Source organism: Nocardia sp. NPDC050799 (assembly GCF_040654015.1).
Classification (GTDB): Bacteria; Actinomycetota; Actinomycetes; order Mycobacteriales; family Mycobacteriaceae; genus Nocardia.
On record NZ_JBFAHF010000016.1, the window covers coordinates 150,989 to 169,395 of the forward strand.

Consider the following 18,407-nt stretch of genomic DNA (forward strand, 5'->3'; position numbering starts at 1 on the left):
CGGCATAGGGTGTCCGCATGCCCGACACGCGCACCAGCTACGTCACCGACGCGGCCGAGATCTACCGCCGGTCGTTCGCGATCATCCGAGCCGAGGCCGAGCTGGACCGGTTCCCGGCCGATATCGCGCAGGTCGTCGTGCGGATGATCCACGGCTGCGGCCAGGTCGACCTGGCCGGGGACGTGCTGTTCACTCCGGGGGTGGTGGCCGCGGCGCGGGCCGCGCTGCGCGCCGGCGCGCCGATCCTGTGCGATGCGAACATGGTCGCCTCCGGAGTCACCAGGACCCGGCTGCCCGCGGGCAACGAGGTGCTGTGCCTGTTGCGGGACCCCCGGGTGCCGGAGCTGGCGGCCGAACTCGGGACCACCCGATCGGCGGCGGCACTGGAGTTGTGGCGGGAGCGGCTCGACGGCGCGGTGGTGGCCATCGGCAATGCGCCGACCGCGCTGTTCCACCTGCTGGACATGATCACCGCGGGCGCACCGAAACCGGCCGCCGTGCTCGGTATCCCGGTGGGCTTCGTCGGCGCGGCCGAATCGAAGGACGCGCTCGTGGCGAGCACGGGCGTGGAGTATCTGACGGTGCGCGGGCGGCGCGGCGGCAGCGCCATCACCGCGTCCGCCCTGAACGCGATTGCGAGCGAAGTGGAATGACGGTGGCTACGGGAAAGCTGTGGGGGGTCGGACTGGGCCCGGGCGATCCGGAACTGGTGACGGTGAAGGCGGCCCGGGTGATCGCCGAGGCCGATGTGATCGCGTTCCACAGTGCCCGGCACGGCCGCAGTATCTCGCGCGGTATCGCCGAACCGTACATGCGGCCGGGCCAGCTCGAGGAACACCTGATCTACCCGGTCACCACCGAGACCACCGATCATCCCGGCGGTTATCAGGGCGCGATCGACGAGTTCTACGCCGCGGCGTCCGAACGGCTGGCCGCCCATCTGGCGGCGGGCCGGTCGGTGGCGCTGTTGGCCGCCGGGGATCCACTGTTCTACAGCTCCTATATGCATATGCACCGGCGGCTGGCCGACCGATTCGAGGCGGAGATCGTCCCCGGGATCACCTCGGTGAGCGCCGCGTCGGCGGCCCTGGCCACTCCCCTGGTGGAGGGTGAGCAGGTACTGACGGTGCTGCCCGCGACCCTGCCCGCCGATGAACTCACCCGCCGCCTCGCCGACAGCGAGGCCGCCGCGATCATGAAACTCGGCCGCACCTACCCGGCCGTCCGCAAGGCGCTCGCCGACTCCGGCCGCCTCGACCGCGCCTACTACGTCGAACGGGCCAGCACCGGACGCGAGCGGGTGCTCCCCGCCGGCGAAGTGAACGACGCCCAGGTCCCGTATTTCGCGATCACCATCGTCCCGGGCCCCGAACCGACCACCCCGGTCCCCGCCCGCCGGGGCCCGGCGACCGCCGAACCGGTGACCCGCGCGACGAGCACCCCGGCGGCCGAAAGCGCCGCGCCGAGCGGCGCCACGGGCGTCGGAGAGGTGGTGGTCGTCGGCCTGGGGCCGGGCGATACTCGGTGGACCACCCCGGAGGTCTCCGCCGCGCTCGCCGCCGCCACCGACCTCGTCGGCTACACCACCTATATCGACCGCGTCCCGGCCCGCCCCGGTCAGCGGCGGCACAGCAGCGACAACCGGGTCGAATCCGAACGCGCCGCCATGGCACTGGACCTCGCCCGCCGCGGCGGGCGGGTCGCCGTGGTCTCCTCGGGCGATCCGGGGGTGTTCGCGATGGCCGCGGCCGTCCTGGAGGAATCCGCGGACCCGCGGTGGGCGGGGGTGCCGGTGCGCGTCCTGCCCGGGATGACGGCGGCGAACGCGGTGGCCAGCCGCGTCGGCGCCCCGCTCGGGCACGACTACGCCACCATCTCCCTGTCCGACCGCCTCAAACCGTGGGACGTGGTGGCCCGGCGCCTGGCGGCGGTGGCCGCGGCCGATATGGCCATCGCCGTCTACAACCCGGCCTCGAGTACACGCACCTGGCAGGTAGGCGCGATGAAGGACATCCTGCTGGAGCACCGCGCACCGGACACCCCGGTGGTGCTCGGCCGCGATGTGGGTGGCCCGGGTGAATCGGTGCGGGTGCTGACACTGGGCGAACTGGAACCCGCCGAGGTGGATATGCGGACCCTGCTGATCATCGGCGCCTCCACCACCGCGGTCGTCGAGGGCGCCGACGCACCGCGGGTCTACACCGCGCGGCGCTACCACGCCTGAGTCGACCGCATCCGATAGCATTCCACTATGGGATAGCGACGGTGGAAGGACATGTGGTGAACGGCAAACAGAAGCGGCCGCTGAACTCCACGGCCGCCTCACTTCTGGGCTTTCTGCACGAGGGGCCGATGTCGGGCTGGGACCTGGTGACGCTTGCCCAGGACCGCATCGGCGATTTCTGGACCATCACGCAAAGCCAGGTCTACCGGGAACTCGCCGCCATGGACTCGGCGGGCCTGGTCGTCAAAGGCGAAACCGGTGCCCGCGAACGCACCCCGTACCGCATCACCGAGGCCGGTCGCGCCGCATTCGCCGAGTGGATCGCGCGCGACCCGAGCCCGGAGACCATCCGGTTCCCGCTGCTGCTCACCCTGCATTTCGGCGGTCACCTCGAACCGGCGCATCTGGCCTCGATCATCGACAACGCCCGCAAGATCCACCAGGAACGGCTGGACCGCTACCGCGCCGAGGAATCGGGCCCGGAGCTGCCCCCGCACGCCCGGGCGACGCTGGAATTCGGTATCGGATACGAGCGCGCGGTCCTGGACTGGTTCGACCGGCTACCCGAACTGCTCGGCTCCTGAAGGCGCGCTACCGGTCTCACCGACGCGTTCCGCCCGGCCGTCCACCACGGCCCTCGGCGGCCCACGCGGACAGTACTTGTCGCGCTTCCCCGACCGTGGTCACCACCGTGACACCGGACGGCACGGGCGGCCGGTCCACGACCACCACCGGAATACCTGCGGTGCGCGCGGCGGTGAGCTTCGCGGCGGTCGCCGTACCCCCGCTGTCCTTGGTGACCACCACATCGATCCGGTACCGGTTCAGCAGTCCGGATTCCTCGGCGACCGTGAAAGGCCCTCGGGCCAGGAGGATTTCGTGCCGTGGGGGAAGTTCACCCGTTGGCGGGTCGATGGCGCGGATCAGATACCAGGGCCGGGCATGGCCGGCGAAGGCCGCCACCCCCTGACGGCCGATGGTGAGCAGGATCCGATCCCCCAGTCCGGCGGCGGTATCCGCGGCGGCGGCCAGATCGGCGACCCGGTACCAGCGGTCGCCGGGGCCGGCAGTCCAGCCCGGACGGCTCAACCGGATCATGGGCAGTCCGAGTCCCGCGGTGGCCTGCGCGGCATTGGCGGTGATCATCTCGGCGAAAGGATGGGTGGCGTCGACGACGAGATCCATCCGGTTGTCCGCCAGCCATTCGCGCAGCCCCTCGGCACCGCCGAATCCGCCGATCCGCACCTCGCCCGCGGGCCGAATCGGCTCGGAAACCCGACCGGCGAGCGAGGACACGATCTCGTGTTCTCGCTCGCCGGTGAGCAGCCGGGCGAGTTCCCGGGCTTCCCCGGTGCCGCCCAGCAGCAGAATTCTCAGGGCTGGCCGCTGAAGTACGCGATGGCCGAATCCAGCAGCGGCGGGCCGCCGGCGACCGCGAGGCCGATACCCGCGCCGATGATGGCGCCCGGGATGAAACCGACACCCAGGAAAAGGAAGCCGACAGCCGCGCCGATGGCGGCGCCCACGGCCGCACCCAGCGACGCCGCCTGCAGTTCGCTCATGAACCACTGCTGGGCCCCGATGAACTGCGCCTGCGACGGCGCGCCCGCGACCGGGGTGGCCCGCGGGGTCAGCGTCAGCCGGCTGTTGCCCTCGTCGATGGTGGCGGCGACCGCGACCACCTGGCCATTGGTGGCCTGGGTGAGCGGGATACTGGTCAGGCGCTCACCGGCGGCGTTGCTCAGCACCACCGCGTCGTGGGCGGTGTCGAGGCTGAACGCACCGCCGGAAACCGTGGTGACCAGCGACTTCCCCGCTTCGGCCAGCGTCAGGGTGTAGTCCACACCGCGATCGTGACCGGTGACCTCCGGGACCGCGTTCTGCTGCTGCTCGACAGCGGGCGCCGTCGGAGCGGGCGCCGCGTAGCCCGTGCCCGCGGCGATACCGGTGGCCGCCGCCGCCATGATCGCGGTCGCGGCGAACTTCTTGTATCTCACTATCGAATCTCCCCGTCGCGCGCGAATCCGCGTGACCCGCGCTAGGCACCCCCGTGACCTTACTCCCGATGCCCGATTCGTCCATTCGTGTTGTCACATACGGGAATTCTCGCCGGGCCGGCCCTTCACCACCGACCATTGGGTCACCGGCAGCTGGGGCCGCCACGTGGTGAAGCGCCCCAGCGGTTCCCCGCGGTAGATCTGGAAGCGGCGGAGACCACCGCCGTGCGCCGCGGACCAGTCCAGCAGCAGCGCCTCCGATTCGGCGGTGACCGCGTTCGCCACCAGCCGGCCGCCGGCGGGCAATCGGGACCAGCAGTGCTCGAACAGCGCGGGCGTGGTGAGTCCGCCACCGAGGAAGATCGCGTCGGGATCGCCGGCCACCCCGTCCCCGGCGAGTTCGGCCACCGCCTCACCGCGCACCTCGATACCGGGTACGCCGAGCGCAACAGCATTGGCGGCGATCTGCGCCCGGCGCCGCGCCAGGATCTCGAATGTGACCGCCCGGCAGGCGGGATCGGTGCGGCACCATTCGATGGAGATACTGCCGGAACCGCCACCGATATCCCACAGTGTCTCCCCGGGCCCGGGAGCGAGCGCCGCCAGAGTGAGCGCCCGGATCTCGGTCTTGGTGAGCTGCCCGTCCCCGCCGTAGGCGTCGTCGGGCAGGCCGGGCAGCCGGGTGAAGCGGGTACGCCCGGGTTCACCCGCCGCGGTGACGGCGACGATATTGAGCGGGTCGCCCGCGGGCTCCCGCCAGGTGGCGGCGGTCCCGGGCACCAGGCGTTCGGCGGGCCCGCCCAGCTGCTCCAGCACGGTCAGCGCCGAGGGGCCGAACCCATTGCACCGCAACAGCTCAGCGATCCGAGCAGGGGTGCCGGCGTCGGCGCTGAGCACGAGGAGCCGCCGCCCGTCGGCCAGTTCGGGCAGCATCCGCTCCAGCGGCCGGCCGACCGCGCTGACGATCCCGACCTCGGCCACCGGCCAGCCCAGCCGGGCACAGGCCAGCGCGGCCGCCGACGGTTGCGGGAACACCCGCAGCGCGCCGGGCCCGAGCAGCCGGGCGAGGGTGACACCGATCCCGTAGAACATGGGATCGCCGCTGGCGACTACCCCGAGGCGGGTTTCCCGATACTCGTCCAGCAGCCCGGGCAGCGCGGGAACCAGCGGTGACGGCCACGGTTCCCGTCGTGCGGTCACCTCGTCGGGAAGCAACGCCAGCTGGCGCGCCGAACCGAACAGCACCGCGCAATCGCGCAGAACATGCCGGGACCGGTCGGGTAGCCCCGCCCAGCCGTCGGCGCCGATACCCACCACCGGAATCGGGTGCCCCGCCCAGGAGAGCGCGGGGTCGGCCGTCACCGGGGCAGCCGCCGCCAGACGGCCTGCGGCAGCAAGCGCATCCCGAAGGACACCGGGCGCAGGATTCCCGGGATCCACACCCGCGCCGAGCGGCGGCTCAGCGCGGTCACCACCGCGGCGGCGACCTGATCCGGCGTGCTGGAGAACGGTGCCGGGCTCATCCCCTCGGTCATCTTGCCCACCACGAAGCCCGGCCGCGCCAGCAGCAACTGCACCCCGCTCCCGTGCAGCGCGTCGGCAAGACCAGAGGCGAATCCGTCCAATCCCGCTTTGGCCGATCCGTAGACATAGTTGGCCCGCCGCACTCGGACCCCGGCCACCGAACTGAACACCACCAGCTGACCGCTGCCCCGGGACCGCATCTCGTTGGCCAGGACGGTCAGCACGCTGATCTGGGCGGTGTAGTCGGTGTGTACCACCGCCAGCGCGTGGGCGGGGTCGGCCTCGGCCCGGGACTGTTCGCCCAGCACCCCGAAGGCCAGTACCGCGACCCCGATCGGCCCGTAGTCGGCGGCGATCTTGCCGAGCAGGGCGGGATGGCTCGCGGTGTCGTCGGCATCGAATTCCACCGGATGCACCGCCGTCGCGCCGGCGGCGGTGAGCGCCGCGGTCTCGGCGTCCAGATACTCGCAGCGCCGTGCGGCCAGCACCACCGTTCGCCCGGGCGCGAGCCGCAGTGCCACCTGCAGACCGATCTCACTGCGTCCACCCAGCACCAGCACCGTGCCCGGGTCGATTCCTCGCGTTCGACGCACAACCATGCGCTCAGTCTGTCATCCGCACGTGGCGGGGTGCGGAACCGGGAGACGTGCCGGGCGCGCGCGGCGACCCGCTACGGTCGATCCATGACGCTGCGTACTGCCGAATTGTCCCCGGCGGCCGTCCAGTTCCTCACCGAACGGCACCTGGCGACCCTCACGACTCTGCGGGCCGACGGCACCCCGCACATGGTGCCGGTGGGATTCACCTGGGATCCCGTCGCCGGGCTGGCCCGGGTGATCACCGACGGCGCCTCGGTGAAGGCCCGTAATGTGCGGCGTTCGGGTTACGCCGCCGTCGGCCAGGTGGACGGTGCGCGCTGGCTGACCCTGGAGGGTCCGGCGGTCGTCCTCGACGATCCGGCCGCGGTCCGCGAAGCCGAACGGCGCTACGCCGAGCGCTACCGGGTGCCCCGGGAGAACCCGACCCGGGTGGTGCTGGCCATCGAGGTCCAGCGGGTGCTGTGCGGGGTCCGGTTGCGCGAGGCGTGAACGCCGTTCAGGCGGCCGTGCGGACCGCCCGGCGCCGACGTGACCTCGGCCTACCTGCCGAGCCTTCTAGCAACCCGTGCCGTACTGCGCCTGATCGGTTCACGACGTAACCGATCGGCGATCCGTCGCACTGCGGCGGACGGCCCTACTAGATCTGGTTCGCGCCTCCGTCGACGTAGAAGTTCGCGCCGACGACGTAGCTGCTCTGTTCCGAGGCCAGGAAGGCCACAACTGCGGCGGTCTCCTCGGGCTGACCCATGCGGCCGCTGGCCACAGTCGCGGCGACATTCTCCTTGACGGCCCGAGCGGTCTCCTCGTCGCCGAAAGTGGCGGTGAGCCCGGGAGTCTCGATCCAGGCCGGCGAGACCACGTTGACCCGGATGCCACGGTCCTTGAGCTCGTTGGACCACGTCCGCGCGAAGGACCGGACGGCCGCCTTCGACGCCGCGTACGCGCCGAACGCCTCTGCCCCACGGTCGCCGGCGGTCGAACCGATCAGGACGATCGAGGCTCCGTCATTGAGCAGCGGCAACGCCTTCTGCACGGTGAACAGCGTGCCTCGGACGTTGACCGCGAAGGTCTGGTCGAAGTGCTCCTCGGTGGTCTGCTCCAGCGTCACGAACGCAGCGACCGCCGCGTTCGCCACCAGCACGTCCAAACCCTTGCCTCGCGCCCGGACCGCCGCGTAGAGCCGGTCCAGGTCCTCCGGCTTCGAGATGTCGCCGACGACCGCCGTGGCCCGGTCTGCTCCGACAGTTTTGACGGCGGCCTCCAGTTCGGCCTCGCGCCGGCCGGTGACGAACACGTACGCGCCCTCGTCCGCCAGCCGTACGGCGGTGGCCAGACCGATCCCGCTACTGCCCCCGGTGACCACCGACGTCTTGCCATCCAGCTGTCCCATGTGGGTGTCTCCATCACTCTGTGTCGATCTGTTCAACAGCCATACTGCCGGAGCAGCGGCGTATGATCCATCATGCAGAGTCCAGATTTCTTTACATATCGTCCAGAAGGGTGCTCGATGCTCGGATTTCGGGATCCCGTGGCTGACGCGATCGGCCTGCTCCGGCCCCGCACGGTGGTCGGGCCCGGTCTCCGGGCCGCGGGAGAATGGGCGTTGCGTTTCGACACGTTCCTGCACGTAAAGGTGGGGGGCGTCGTACGCGGCACGTGCTGGCTCACGCTCGACGGGCACGAGCCGGTGCTCCTGGAACAGGGCGACACCTTTCTGCTGGGCAACCCGCCGCCCTACGTCCTGGCCAGCACGCTCGACGCGAGCCCGCGCCCGGCGGAGCCGCTGTGGGAGGGCGCCGAAGCCGGCGTCGTACGCATCGGCCCGGAGCCCGAGGAGAACACCTATCTCTGTGGTGGGCACCTGGCGTTCGACGACGGGAACGCCTGCGTCCTGACCGATCTTCTGCCCCCGCTCGTCATCGTCCGTGCGGCCGACCCCCGGGGCAGGCAGCTGGCGCAGCTGATCGAGCTCCTGGCCACCGAGGTCGAGGCCACCGCCGCCGGCGGATCGCTGGTGCTGAACCATCTCGCCCAGGTCCTGCTCGTGCACATGCTGCGCGCCCATGCCTGTCGGACCGACCAGCCGATCGGCTGGCTGGGCGCTCTGAACCAGGACGGTATCGGTGCCGCCCTGCGTGCCATGCACGCGGACGTGGCGCACTCCTGGACGGTCGGCGAGCTTGCCGACGTAGGTCACATGTCACGGTCCGCGTTCGCCCAGGCCTTCAAGGATCAGGTCGGGACCTCGCCGCTGGAGTACCTGATCCAGTGGCGCATGAGTCTTGCGCGTGACGCCCTGACCCGCGGAACGCTCTCGATCTCCGAGCTGGCCTGCGCGACCGGTTACAGCTCCGAGAGCGCGTTCAGCACCGCGTTCCGCCGCGTGGTCGGTTCTTCGCCCAGGACGTTCCGGGCCGGGGCGCGGGCGTCGGCATCGAGCCGACCAGGCCTGCCGGGCTGAGTACACCGCACGTCGCCTCCCGGGCCCGGTCCGCGCTGTCATTCGCGAGACCGGCCTAGCTGTCGGCCGGCAGAACGGTCAGTCCGTGCGGACGCTCGTTCACCGCCACACAGCCGTCCTCGGTGACGACCACGATGTCCTCGATCCGGGCACCCCATTCGCCCGGGAAGTAGATGCCGGGTTCGATACTGAACGCCATACCCGGCCGCAGTTCCAGGTCGTTGCCCGCGACGATATAGGGCTCCTCGTGCACCGACAGGCCGATACCGTGCCCGGTCCGGTGGACGAACGCGGGTCCGAACCCGGCGGCTTCCAGCGGTTCGCGGGCGGCCGCGTCCACGGCTTCCGCGCGTACACCGGGCCGCACGGCGGCCACGGCGGCGGCCTGGGCGCGTTCCAGTTCGGCGCAGCGCGCGGCGATCTCCGGATCGGGTTCGCCCAGTACATAGGTCCGGGTGGAATCGGAGTAGTAACCGGGATCCACCGGGCCGCCGATATCGATCACCACCACGTCACCGGCCTCGATCCGGCGCTCCGACACCTCGTGGTGCGGGTTGGCGCCGTTGGGCCCGCTGCCCACGATCACGAACGCGGCCTCGGTGTGGCCCTCGGCCACGATGGCGTCGGTGATATCCCTACCGACCTCGGCTTCGGTCCGCCCGACCCGCAGGAACTCTCCCATCCGGGCGTGCACACGGTCGATGGCCGTGCCCGCCCGGCGCAGCGCCGCGATCTCGGCGTCGTCCTTGATCATGCGCAGTTCGCGCAGTACCGGGGTCGCCGAGACCGGGAGTCCGCTGAAACTGTGTGCCAGTGGCAGCAGATGCAGCGCGGGCATGGAATCGGCCACCGCGACCCGGGAGCCGATGTGCATCGCCGACCGGACCAGCTGATATGGATCGACCCCGTCCACCCAGTCCAGGACCCGCAGGCCGAGCTCGTCGACCGCGGACTCCTGCAGTGCCGACACCTCCAGTTTCGGGATCACCACCGAGGGAGTGGCCTTGTCGGAGGTGATCACCAGACAGGTCAGCCGTTCGAATGACTCGGCCGCCGATCCGATGAGGTACCGCAGGTCCGGGCCGGGGGTGATGAGCAGGGCGTCGAGATGGGCGTCGCGGATCAACTGGACCGCCCGCTCCAATCGCTGCCCATAGACCTCCGCCGCGAACCGTGACTCCGTGTGCGCGCTCATGACCTCGAACCTACCTCGCACCCGGGGGGCGGCACATCGGATACGTCGGTGGGTCCTTGTAGATTCACCGGGTGACTACGACCGAATCCACGCCGCGTCCCCTGCTGCTGCTGGACGGCGCGAGTCTGTGGTTCCGGGCCTTCTACGCGATCCCGGACAAGATCACCGCGTCCGACGGCCGGTCGGTGAACGCCCTGCGCGGGTTCACCGATATGGTCGCCTCCCTCGTCACCAGGCATCGCCCCGCCCGGCTCGTGGTGTGCCTGGACCTCGACTGGCGGCCCAAGTTCAGAGTGGACCTGGTGCCTACCTACAAGGCCCATCGTCTCGACACCTCCGCCGCGGCCGCACCGGGCGCCGAGGAAGTACCGGACCGGCTGACTCCGCAGGTCGACATGATCCTCGAGGTGCTGGCCGCCGCCGGTATCGCCACGGGCGGCGCGGAGGGCCTGGAAGCCGACGATGTACTGGGCACCCTGGCCTCCACCGAGCTCAGCGACCCGGTGATCGTGGTCAGTGGCGACCGGGATCTGCTGCAGCTGGTCCGCGATACCCCCGAACCGCCGGTGCGGGTGCTGTACGCGGGCCGCGGGCTGGCCAAGGCCGAATTGTTCGGGCCGGTGGAGGTCGCGGCGAAATACGGCGTCCCGGAGCGGAACGCGGGCCCGGCCTACGCGGATATGGCGACGCTGCGCGGGGATTCGTCGGACGGGCTCCCAGGCGCCGCGGGGATCGGCGAGAAGACCGCCGCCACCCTGATCAGCAGGTTCGGTTCGCTCGAGGCGCTGCGGGCGGCGGTCGACGATCCCGCGGCCGATCTGGCCCAGAGCGTCCGGACCAAATTGCGCATGGCCGCCGGCTATCTCGACGCGGCGGCGCCGGTGGTGCGGGTGGTGCGCGACGCCGATGTGATCCTGTCCCGGCCCGACACGCTGCACCCCATCCCGGCCGATACCGACGCACTGCGGGAGCTGGCCCGCGCCTACAACGCGGAGAGCCCGGTCGAGCGGTTGATCACCGCGCTGGCGACCTGCGCCTGACCGGGCCGCGACAGCGAAAACCCGCCGGAGGGCAGCGTCCGGCGGGTTCGTTCCGGCGAGCAGATCAGCTCGGGCGGCCGACTTCGTAGGTGCCGTCGTCCTTGGTGATCTTGATGTTGACCTTCTTGGCCTCGCCACCGACCTTCAGATCACAGGTGAACGTGGCATCCACCGCAACCTCCTGGCCCGCGGGGCACTGGACATCCTTGACGTCGTCGATACCGTAGGAATCCGCGAGGACCTGCGCCACGCCCGTCTGCACGGCGGCCTGATCCAGCTGGTCCTTGGCGGTGAGGGTCAGAATGCCGACGACCGCGCCGACCACGAGCACCACCACCAGCACGGCCACGCCGATGATGAGGCCGGTTTTCTTACCACCGCCCGACGGCTGCTGCTGACCGGCCCACTGCTGCTGATTCGGCTGACCCCACTGCTGCTGCGGCTGCTGTCCCCACTGCTGGTTCGGGTCACTCCATTGCGGCTGCTGCTGATTCGGTTCGCCCCACTGCTGCTGGGGCTGCTGCCCCCACTGCTGCTGATTGGGATCGTTCCACTGCTGCGGCTGGGGCTGTTGCGGTTGCGGTTGCGGTTGACTCCACTGCTGCTGCGACGGCGGGGCGGGCTGCCATTGCTGACCACCCTGATCGCTGCCCCACTGCTGGGTGGGCTGCGCCTGCTGCGGGTCGGGCACCGGGGGCTGCGCGGGCGGCTGGTTCCCCCACTGCGGCGCCGCGCCGGGTGGCTGCTGCCCACCCCAGACCTGGGTGGGATCGTTACGTCCCTCCCCGGTGCCCGGGGCGTCGTTCGGTCCGTACGGCCCGCTCATCTGGTTGCCTCCACTCGCATTGTCCAACACACGGTAGCCCCCCGCGTGCGGTTGAAATCAAATCACAATCGATGGTCTCACGCTGCGTCCACCGCGACGACACCACGCCGGATCGCCCGGACGGCCTTGGCCGCGGTGGCCGCGACCTCGGTATCGTCTGCGGTGGTGTGGATCTGATCGAGCAGATCGATCACCTGCCGGCACCAGCGCACGAAATCCCCCGCCGACAGCGGGGTGCCCTGATCGCCGCCGGCCAGCATCGAATCCGCCAGTGCGTCTCCGTGAGCCCATTTGTAGATACCGCTCACGAATCCGAGATCCGGTTCGCGGCTGGGGGCCAGCCGGTGCTCGGACTCGTCGTTGCGCAACCGTGACCACTCGGCGATGGTGTCGGCGACCGCGCGGCGGATCGGCGCGGTCGGTCCGGTGGCGCCGAGATATCCCCCTTCCGAACGCGATTCGTACACCAGAATCGACACCACGGCCGCCAGTTCGGCCGGGCCCAGTCCACGCCACAGCCCCTGCCGGAGACATTCGGCCACGAGCAGATCGCTTTCCGCGTAGATACGGGCCAGCCGCCGCCCGTCCGCGGTGACCTCCCCCTGGTGCACGAAACCGCGTTCCTCCAGGAGCCCGACGATCCGGTCGAAGGTGCGGGCCAGCGAATTGGTGGTCGTCGCGACCTTCTGCCGCATCGACTCGGTCTCCCGCGCCACCCGGTTGTAGCGCTCCCCGACCCGGGCCAGCTGCTCCCGGTCCGGCCGGGTGTGGGCGGGATGGGCCCGCAGCGCCCGGCGCAGGGCGCCCAGTTCGGGATCGTCGGCGCCCGCCGCCCGTTTGTCCCGGCGGGGGCGGTGCGGTGCGGCGATCCCGGTGCTGCGCAGCGCCGAGGCGAGATCGCGGCGGGTTCGCGCGGTGCGATGATCCACCCGGCGCGGCAGCCGCATCCGGCCCAGCGGCTGGGCGGGCACCGGGAAATCGGCGACCGAGACCCGGCCCGCCCATTTGTCCTCGGTGAGCACCAGTGGGCGCGGATCACCGGGGGTGGCATCCGGTTCCAGGATCACGGCCAGGCCCACCCGGCGCCCGGCGCCGATGGCGACCACATCGCCGCGGCGCAGTTCGGTCAGGGCGGCGACACCGGCGGTGCGCCGGTCGGTGCGGGTCTGCTGGTTGAGCTGTCGTTCGCGCTGTTTGATCCGTTCCCGCAGGCCGAAGTACTCCAGGAAGTCCCCGTCCTCGCCGCCGAGCTGGGCGGCGAGTTTACGCAGCTGGCTCTCGTTGCGTTCGATACCGCGGACCAGACCGACTACCGACCGGTCGGCCTGGAACTGGGCGAAGGAACGCTCGAGCAGCAGCCGTGCCTCCTCGGCGCCGAGCCGGTCGATCAGGTTGATCGACATGTTGTAGCCGGGTTTGAAGGAACTGCGCAGCGGATAGGTGCGGGTGGAGGCCAGACCGGCCACCGCGCTGGTATCGACCTCGGGCTGCCACTGCACGACCGCGTGGCCCTCCACGTCGATACCGCGCCGACCGGCCCGGCCGGTGAGTTGGGTGTACTCCCCCGGGGTCAGTTCGGCATGGGTTTCCCCGTTGAACTTGACCAGCCGTTCGAGCACCACCGTGCGCGCGGGCATGTTGATTCCCAGCGCCAGCGTCTCGGTGGCGAACACCGCCCGGACCAGGCCTTTCACAAACAATTCCTCGACGGTGTGCCGGAACGCGGGCAGCATTCCGGCGTGATGGGCGGCCAGGCCGCGGTGCAGCGCCTCCCGCCACTCCCAGTACCCGAGCACCTCGAGATCGGCGCGCGGCAGCTCGCCGGTGTGTTTGTCGATGATCGCGTCGACGACCTCGGGATCCGCCGCGCCGCTCAGATCCAGCCCGGAGCGCAGGCACTGGGCCAGCGCCCCGTCACAGCCGGCCCGGCTGAAGATGAAGGTGATCGCGGGGAGCAGGCCCTCTTCGTCGAGCCGGGCCAATACCTCGGGACGAGGCAGCGGCCGGAAGAACCGCCGCGGGCCGCCCCGCCCGCGCGGGCCACCCCAGCCTTCCATCCGGTCGGCGCTCTCTCGCTGTTTGATGTAGCGGACCAGATCCGAGTCGACCAGTACCCGCTGGTCGGAGGATTCGCTGTCGAACAGGTCGAACATGCGGCGCCCGACCATGACGTGCTGCCACAGCGGCACCGGCCGGGTCTCGTCCACCACCACCGCGGTGTTACCGCGCACGGTTTCCATCCAGGCGCCGAACTCCTCGGCATTGGACACCGTGGCCGACAGGCTCACCAGCCGCACTTCCGGCGGCAGGTGCAGGATCACCTCTTCCCAGACCGCGCCGCGGAACCGGTCGGCCAGGTAGTGCACCTCGTCCATCACCACATGGGACAGGGAGCGCAGCGCGTCGGACGAGGCGTAGATCATGTTCCGCAGCACCTCGGTGGTCATCACCACCACCGGGGCATCGGCATTGATCGACTGATCGCCGGTGAGCAGACCCACCTGATCCCGGCCGTACCGCTCGGTGAGATCGGCGAACTTCTGGTTCGACAGCGCCTTGATGGGCGTGGTGTAGAAACATTTCCCGCCCGACGCCAGCGCCAGATGCACCGCGAATTCGCCGACGACGGTCTTGCCGGCGCCGGTGGGCGCGCAGACGAGTACCCCGTGCCCCTCCTCGAGGGCGGTACAGGCCTGGCGCTGGAAGGGGTCCAGCTCGAATGTCAGCTGGGCGGCGAACCGGGACAGTTCGGCGGTCAGCGACGCGTTCGGTGTCACGGCTCCGAGACTAATCGAGGAATCCGACACCGGTCGCGCCGATAAATTTTCGGGGCGGGCCCGCAGCGGTCAGAGTGTGTCCGAATAGTCCGTGGTCGTGCGACCGGTCCGCTCAGGGGCGGGCACCGTATCGGCCGACGGAATGGGCGCGGCCGGATCGACCGAGCTCGGCGCCTCGATACGCGAGGCCTCCTCGTCGTCGAGGGCGCCCAGCTGCTGCGCCTCGATCCGGGCCCGGCGCCGATCGTTGAACCGGGCGAACTGCACCGCGAACTCGAACAGCACGGTCAGCGCGAGTGCCAGCGCCAGCATGGAGAACGGGTCCTGCGGGGTGACGATCGCAGCGAACACGAACAGGCCGAAGATGATGCCGCGCCGCCAGGCCTTCAACTTCTCGTACGGCAGCACCCCGATCAGGTTGAGACCGACGATCAGCAGCGGGGTTTCGAAACTGACGCCGAAGATGATCAGCAACTGGATGATGAAACTGAAGTACTGAGAACCGCTGAGCGCGGTGATCTGCACATTGTCGCCGATACTGAGCAGGAAACTCAGCGCGTGCGAGATGACCCAGTAGGCCAGCACCGCGCCACCGACGAACAGGAACGAGCCGGTCACCACGAAACCGACCGCGTACCTGCGTTCCTTCGGATACAGACCCGGCGTGATGAACGCCCACGCCTGATACAGCCAGACCGGGCAGGCCAGCACCACGCCGGCGGTCAGGCCGACCTTCAGCCGGAGCATGAACTGCTCGAACGGTGCCGTGGCCAGCAGGCGGCACTCGCCGCCGGGAGTCAGCGAGGCACGCGCCGAATCGGGCAGCGAACAGTAGGGACCGCGCAGGATCTCACCGAGGCTCTCCAGCCCGAACAACGAATGCGCGTACCACAGAAAACCCACGATCGTGGTGACCAGCACGGCCGCCAGCGAGATCAACAGCCGGGTGCGCAACTCCCGTAGATGGTCGACCAGGGACATGGTGCCATCGGGATTGGTCCGGCGCTTGCTGTGCCGGGGGTCGAACGGAATTCGCATGGTATGTGGATGCCCTCGTATCAGCGTGCCTCGCTCCGCTCGGCCTGCGGCGCTGCCCGGTGCCCCGGCGATACTCCGCCCGGTATTCGGTCAGGGCCCGGCCGGCAGCGCCGGGTCGACAGCGTCGTATCGGGGTCCGGGGTATGCCCGGACCCGCGGATACGGGCTCAAAGCGTTTTCGACTCGCTCCGCGTCTCCGTCGCCGGCGGCGCCGCCTCCCGGCCGGCCGGCAGTTCCGGAGCGGGCTGCGCGGTCGCGGTGTTCGCGGGCTTGCCGTCGTTGTGCATCTCACTCACTTCGCTCTTGAAGATACGCAGCGACCGGCCGAGACTGCGGGCCGCGTCGGGCATCCGCTTCGCGCCGAAGAACACCACGAACAGCGCCGCGATGATCAGCCAGTGCCAGATGCTCAGACTGCCCATTGTGGTTACCTCCCAAGACTGTGGTCTTTCCGATGCTACCTGGCCCAACGGCGGCATCGAACCCAACCTGGGGCAGATGCCCGCACGTCACACGCCGGTGTCCCGCTGTTCACCGGCGCCGCGGGGGTCGCGGGCGCGCGGCGCTCCGGTTGATGTCAGGCGGGCTCGTCGAGCCCCGCGGCCGCATACGCCGCCAGGGCGGCATCGGAGCGCTCCCGGACCGCCGCCACCAGATCGGGCGGGCCCAGCACGGTCACCCCGGAGCCGAACCCGAGCGCCAAACGCGCCATCCAGTCCAGTGTGGCGAAACGCATGGTCGCCTCGATACTCCCGTCGGCGTGCACCGCCACCCGGTGCATCGGATACTGGTCCAGCACCCAGCCGTGGTCGGCGGCGATCAGCAGCCGCGCCAACGGGACCGCGGGATCGTCCTGGAACAGATCCAGCCCCGCCTCCGTATCGCGCGCCTCCCGCGGCGGGCGGGCCGGTTCGTCGAGTTCGGCCGCCGATTCGATGCGGTCGAACCGGAACAGTCGTACGCCCTCGGCCTCCCGGCACCACGCCTGCAGATAGCTGTTGTCGTCGACGGCGACGATACGGATGGGATCGACCACCCGGTCCGACACCACATCGCGGCTCGCCGAGTAGTACTCCAGCCGCAGCGCCCGGCGCGCCGCCACCGCGGACCGCACCGTGGTCACCGCCGGCGCCTCGGCGGGCAGTTCACCGACCGGAACGGCCCCCGCGTCCGCGGCCGGCGCCGCGCCGGAGATCGCCGCCTCGAGCTTGGCGATGGCCGAATGCGCGGCGGTTGGATCCACCATGCCCGGCAGATCGACGATCGACCGCAGCGCCACCAGCACCGCCGTCGCCTCGATCGAGGTCAGCCGCAACGGCCGCTCGATCCCCGCGGTAAACGTGACCTGCACACTCTCCTCCGAAAAGGACAGATCGATCAGATCACCGGGACCGTAGCCGGGCAGCCCACACATCCACAGCTGATTCAGATCGGCCATCAACTGCTTGGTCGTGACCCCCAGATCGGCCGCGGCCTCGGCCGCACTGATCCCCGGATTGGCCACGAAATACGGGACCATGTTCAACAACCGCGACAGTCGCGCCGACAACCGCGTGCTCACAACGCCACCTCCGTCCGGTCGATCACCGAACGCAACCGCGCCACCACATCCGCCCGCAACTCCGCCGGTTCGAGCACCAGCGCATCAGCGCCCAACCCGGTGATCAACCGGGCCAGCCAATGCTGCGATCGGATCGGCACCTCGAGGACACTGCCCGGCCGGTCACCGACGGTCCGGCTACCCACCACATCGCCGATCCGGCGCAGATCCCGGCCCCGGCCCTGGGCCACCCAGATGGTCGCCGATCCGGTGACCGGCGCACTACCGGTCACCCGGGTCACGATCTCCCGCAGATCCGTCCCCGCGGGCGGATGCACGGCATTACGCGGCCCGTACGCGGTGATCTCCTCCCCGATCCGGGACAAGCGGAAAGTCCGCACCGCATCCCGATCGCGATCGTGTCCCACCAGATACCAGCGTCCCCGCCACGTCACCACCCCCCACGGCTCGACATCCCGCATCAGAAACGGCGCGTTACTGGCACCGCGATGCTCGAACCGCACCGCTTGCCCGGCATCGATCGCCGCGAGCAACTTCCCCAGCACCGGCTCGGACCCGCGCGTCCGCGCCGGCACCGCCGGAATGGCCGCGAACGCGGTATCGGTCTCCACGTGCACACCCCCCGCCCGCAATTTCAGCAGCGCCCCCGCCGCGGCCGCCGCCAGCTCCGGCGACTCCCACATCTGCAGAGCCACCGCCACCGCCGCCGACTCCTCGCTGGTCAGATCGATATCCGGCAGCTCATAGGCGTCCCGGTTGATCCGGTAACCCTCCACCGTCGAAAAACGACCGGACGGGCCCACCTCGAGAGGTATGCCCAGATCCCGGAGCTCGTTCTTGTCCCGCTCGAACATCCGGCTGAACGCCTCGTCGCTGGCACAGTCCTCATAGCCCGCGACGCTCTCCCGGATACGCTCCGCAGTCAGGAACTGCCGAGTCGACAGCAGCGCGATGACCAGATTCATCAGGCGCTCGACCTTGGATATCGCCACGCGAGCAGGATAGTGCAGTGTCTATTGGCGCCGCCTCCGGCGTCGCGGGGTTGCGGCCCCCTTGGTCTCGCCGTTTCGGCCTCGAGACTCGAGCCTTCGGCTCATGCGCTTTCGAGGCCGAAACGGCGAGACGGGCCTCAACCCTTCGAGGTGTCTCGTAAAACTCGACGCAT

At 70.1% G+C, this 18,407-nt stretch carries 18 protein-coding genes; 6 read left to right on the forward strand and 12 right to left on the reverse strand.

From position 1 onward, the window contains the following. Positions 1-17: 17 nt before the first annotated feature. From AB0H42_RS18660 to AB0H42_RS18670, 3 genes are read left to right on the forward strand one after another with little or no spacing between them, the layout of a single operon-like run. The gene (locus AB0H42_RS18660) at positions 18-653 is read left to right on the forward strand and encodes a precorrin-8X methylmutase (protein WP_357057268.1); all 636 of its coding nucleotides are present in this window, start codon (positions 18-20) and stop codon (positions 651-653) included. Beyond that, positions 650-2,224 (forward strand): precorrin-2 C(20)-methyltransferase, encoded by a 1,575-nt coding sequence (locus AB0H42_RS18665; protein ID WP_357057270.1) that lies wholly within the window; start codon positions 650-652, stop codon positions 2,222-2,224. Before AB0H42_RS18660 ends, AB0H42_RS18665 begins: the two co-directional genes overlap by 4 nt. Before the next feature lie 56 nt (positions 2,225-2,280). After that, entirely contained in the window at positions 2,281-2,808 is a 528-nt protein-coding gene (locus tag AB0H42_RS18670; protein WP_357057272.1) for a PadR family transcriptional regulator, read from the forward strand. Between the two features lie 16 nt (positions 2,809-2,824). Here AB0H42_RS18670 and AB0H42_RS18675 read toward each other — a convergent pair whose 3' ends face one another. The 4 genes from AB0H42_RS18675 to AB0H42_RS18690 form a co-directional block, all read right to left on the reverse strand. Then, complete coding sequence (locus AB0H42_RS18675) at positions 2,825-3,601, reverse strand: cobalt-precorrin-6A reductase (protein ID WP_357057317.1); 777 nt, start codon at positions 3,599-3,601, stop codon at positions 2,825-2,827. Next, the gene (locus AB0H42_RS18680; protein WP_357057274.1) at positions 3,598-4,221 is read right to left on the reverse strand and encodes a hypothetical protein; all 624 of its coding nucleotides are present in this window, start codon (positions 4,219-4,221) and stop codon (positions 3,598-3,600) included. The genes AB0H42_RS18675 and AB0H42_RS18680 overlap by 4 nt, the downstream gene beginning before the upstream one ends. Positions 4,222-4,314: 93 nt before the next feature. Further along, entirely contained in the window at positions 4,315-5,583 is a 1,269-nt protein-coding gene (cbiE, locus tag AB0H42_RS18685; RefSeq protein ID WP_357057276.1) for a precorrin-6y C5,15-methyltransferase (decarboxylating) subunit CbiE, read from the reverse strand. Continuing rightward, positions 5,580-6,344: an SDR family NAD(P)-dependent oxidoreductase gene (locus AB0H42_RS18690; RefSeq protein WP_357057278.1), complete on the reverse strand. Its 765-nt coding sequence runs from the start codon at positions 6,342-6,344 to the stop codon at positions 5,580-5,582. Before AB0H42_RS18690 ends, cbiE begins: the two co-directional genes overlap by 4 nt. An 84-nt stretch (positions 6,345-6,428) precedes the next feature. On the opposite strand from AB0H42_RS18690, the gene AB0H42_RS18695 reads away from it, so the two are divergent. Then, on the forward strand, positions 6,429-6,833 hold the full coding sequence (locus tag AB0H42_RS18695) for a PPOX class F420-dependent oxidoreductase (protein ID WP_357057280.1): 405 nt from the start codon (positions 6,429-6,431) through the stop codon (positions 6,831-6,833). A 148-nt stretch (positions 6,834-6,981) separates the two neighbouring features. On the opposite strand, the gene AB0H42_RS18700 is transcribed toward AB0H42_RS18695, so the two are convergent. Further along, positions 6,982-7,734, reverse strand: coding sequence for an SDR family oxidoreductase (locus AB0H42_RS18700; protein ID WP_357057282.1), 753 nt, complete (start codon positions 7,732-7,734; stop codon positions 6,982-6,984). Between the two features lie 138 nt (positions 7,735-7,872). Between AB0H42_RS18700 and AB0H42_RS18705 the strand changes: the two genes are divergently transcribed. Then, on the forward strand, positions 7,873-8,805 hold the full coding sequence (locus AB0H42_RS18705; protein ID WP_357057284.1) for an AraC family transcriptional regulator: 933 nt from the start codon (positions 7,873-7,875) through the stop codon (positions 8,803-8,805). 55 nt (positions 8,806-8,860) lie between these two features. Here the strand turns inward: AB0H42_RS18705 and AB0H42_RS18710 are convergent, their stop codons facing one another. Then, a complete protein-coding gene (locus tag AB0H42_RS18710) occupies positions 8,861-10,000 on the reverse strand; it encodes a Xaa-Pro peptidase family protein (protein WP_357057286.1) in 1,140 nt (379 codons plus the stop codon). Between the two features lie 71 nt (positions 10,001-10,071). On the opposite strand from AB0H42_RS18710, the gene AB0H42_RS18715 reads away from it, so the two are divergent. Then, the gene (locus tag AB0H42_RS18715) at positions 10,072-11,040 is read left to right on the forward strand and encodes a 5'-3' exonuclease (protein ID WP_357057288.1); all 969 of its coding nucleotides are present in this window, start codon (positions 10,072-10,074) and stop codon (positions 11,038-11,040) included. A gap of 64 nt (positions 11,041-11,104) precedes the next feature. Here the strand turns inward: AB0H42_RS18715 and AB0H42_RS18720 are convergent, their stop codons facing one another. From AB0H42_RS18720 to AB0H42_RS18745, 6 genes are all read right to left on the reverse strand, one after another. Continuing rightward, a complete protein-coding gene (locus AB0H42_RS18720) occupies positions 11,105-11,866 on the reverse strand; it encodes a DUF4333 domain-containing protein (RefSeq protein WP_357057290.1) in 762 nt (253 codons plus the stop codon). A gap of 77 nt (positions 11,867-11,943) precedes the next feature. Continuing rightward, a complete protein-coding gene (locus AB0H42_RS18725) occupies positions 11,944-14,643 on the reverse strand; it encodes an RNA helicase (RefSeq protein WP_357057292.1) in 2,700 nt (899 codons plus the stop codon). Between the two features lie 69 nt (positions 14,644-14,712). Continuing rightward, positions 14,713-15,681, reverse strand: a complete 969-nt coding sequence (gene tatC / locus AB0H42_RS18730; protein WP_357057294.1) for a twin-arginine translocase subunit TatC — start codon at positions 15,679-15,681, stop codon at positions 14,713-14,715. 167 nt (positions 15,682-15,848) lie between these two features. Continuing rightward, the gene (tatA, locus tag AB0H42_RS18735; protein WP_357057296.1) at positions 15,849-16,103 is read right to left on the reverse strand and encodes a Sec-independent protein translocase subunit TatA; all 255 of its coding nucleotides are present in this window, start codon (positions 16,101-16,103) and stop codon (positions 15,849-15,851) included. A gap of 155 nt (positions 16,104-16,258) precedes the next feature. Then, positions 16,259-17,242 (reverse strand): YafY family protein, encoded by a 984-nt coding sequence (locus AB0H42_RS18740; protein WP_357057298.1) that lies wholly within the window; start codon positions 17,240-17,242, stop codon positions 16,259-16,261. Further along, entirely contained in the window at positions 17,239-18,234 is a 996-nt protein-coding gene (locus AB0H42_RS18745) for a YafY family protein (RefSeq protein ID WP_265804858.1), read from the reverse strand. The genes AB0H42_RS18740 and AB0H42_RS18745 overlap by 4 nt, the downstream gene beginning before the upstream one ends. Between the last annotated feature and the right edge of the window lie 173 nt (positions 18,235-18,407).

What these genes read in the sequence shown, in the direction of transcription:
- AB0H42_RS18660 (WP_357057268.1), top strand. Translation starts at nt 18, where the DNA reads ATGCCCGACACGCGCACCAGCTACGTCACCGACGCGGCCGAGATCTAC.
- AB0H42_RS18665 (WP_357057270.1), top strand. Translation starts at nt 650, where the DNA reads ATGACGGTGGCTACGGGAAAGCTGTGGGGGGTCGGACTGGGCCCGGGC.
- AB0H42_RS18690 (WP_357057278.1), bottom strand. Translation starts at nt 6,344, where the DNA reads ATGGTTGTGCGTCGAACGCGAGGAATCGACCCGGGCACGGTGCTGGTG.
- AB0H42_RS18695 (WP_357057280.1), top strand. Translation starts at nt 6,429, where the DNA reads ATGACGCTGCGTACTGCCGAATTGTCCCCGGCGGCCGTCCAGTTCCTC.
- AB0H42_RS18700 (WP_357057282.1), bottom strand. Translation starts at nt 7,734, where the DNA reads ATGGGACAGCTGGATGGCAAGACGTCGGTGGTCACCGGGGGCAGTAGC.
- AB0H42_RS18710 (WP_357057286.1), bottom strand. Translation starts at nt 10,000, where the DNA reads ATGAGCGCGCACACGGAGTCACGGTTCGCGGCGGAGGTCTATGGGCAG.
- AB0H42_RS18720 (WP_357057290.1), bottom strand. Translation starts at nt 11,866, where the DNA reads ATGAGCGGGCCGTACGGACCGAACGACGCCCCGGGCACCGGGGAGGGA.
- tatC (WP_357057294.1), bottom strand. Translation starts at nt 15,681, where the DNA reads ATGCGAATTCCGTTCGACCCCCGGCACAGCAAGCGCCGGACCAATCCC.
- tatA (WP_357057296.1), bottom strand. Translation starts at nt 16,103, where the DNA reads ATGGGCAGTCTGAGCATCTGGCACTGGCTGATCATCGCGGCGCTGTTC.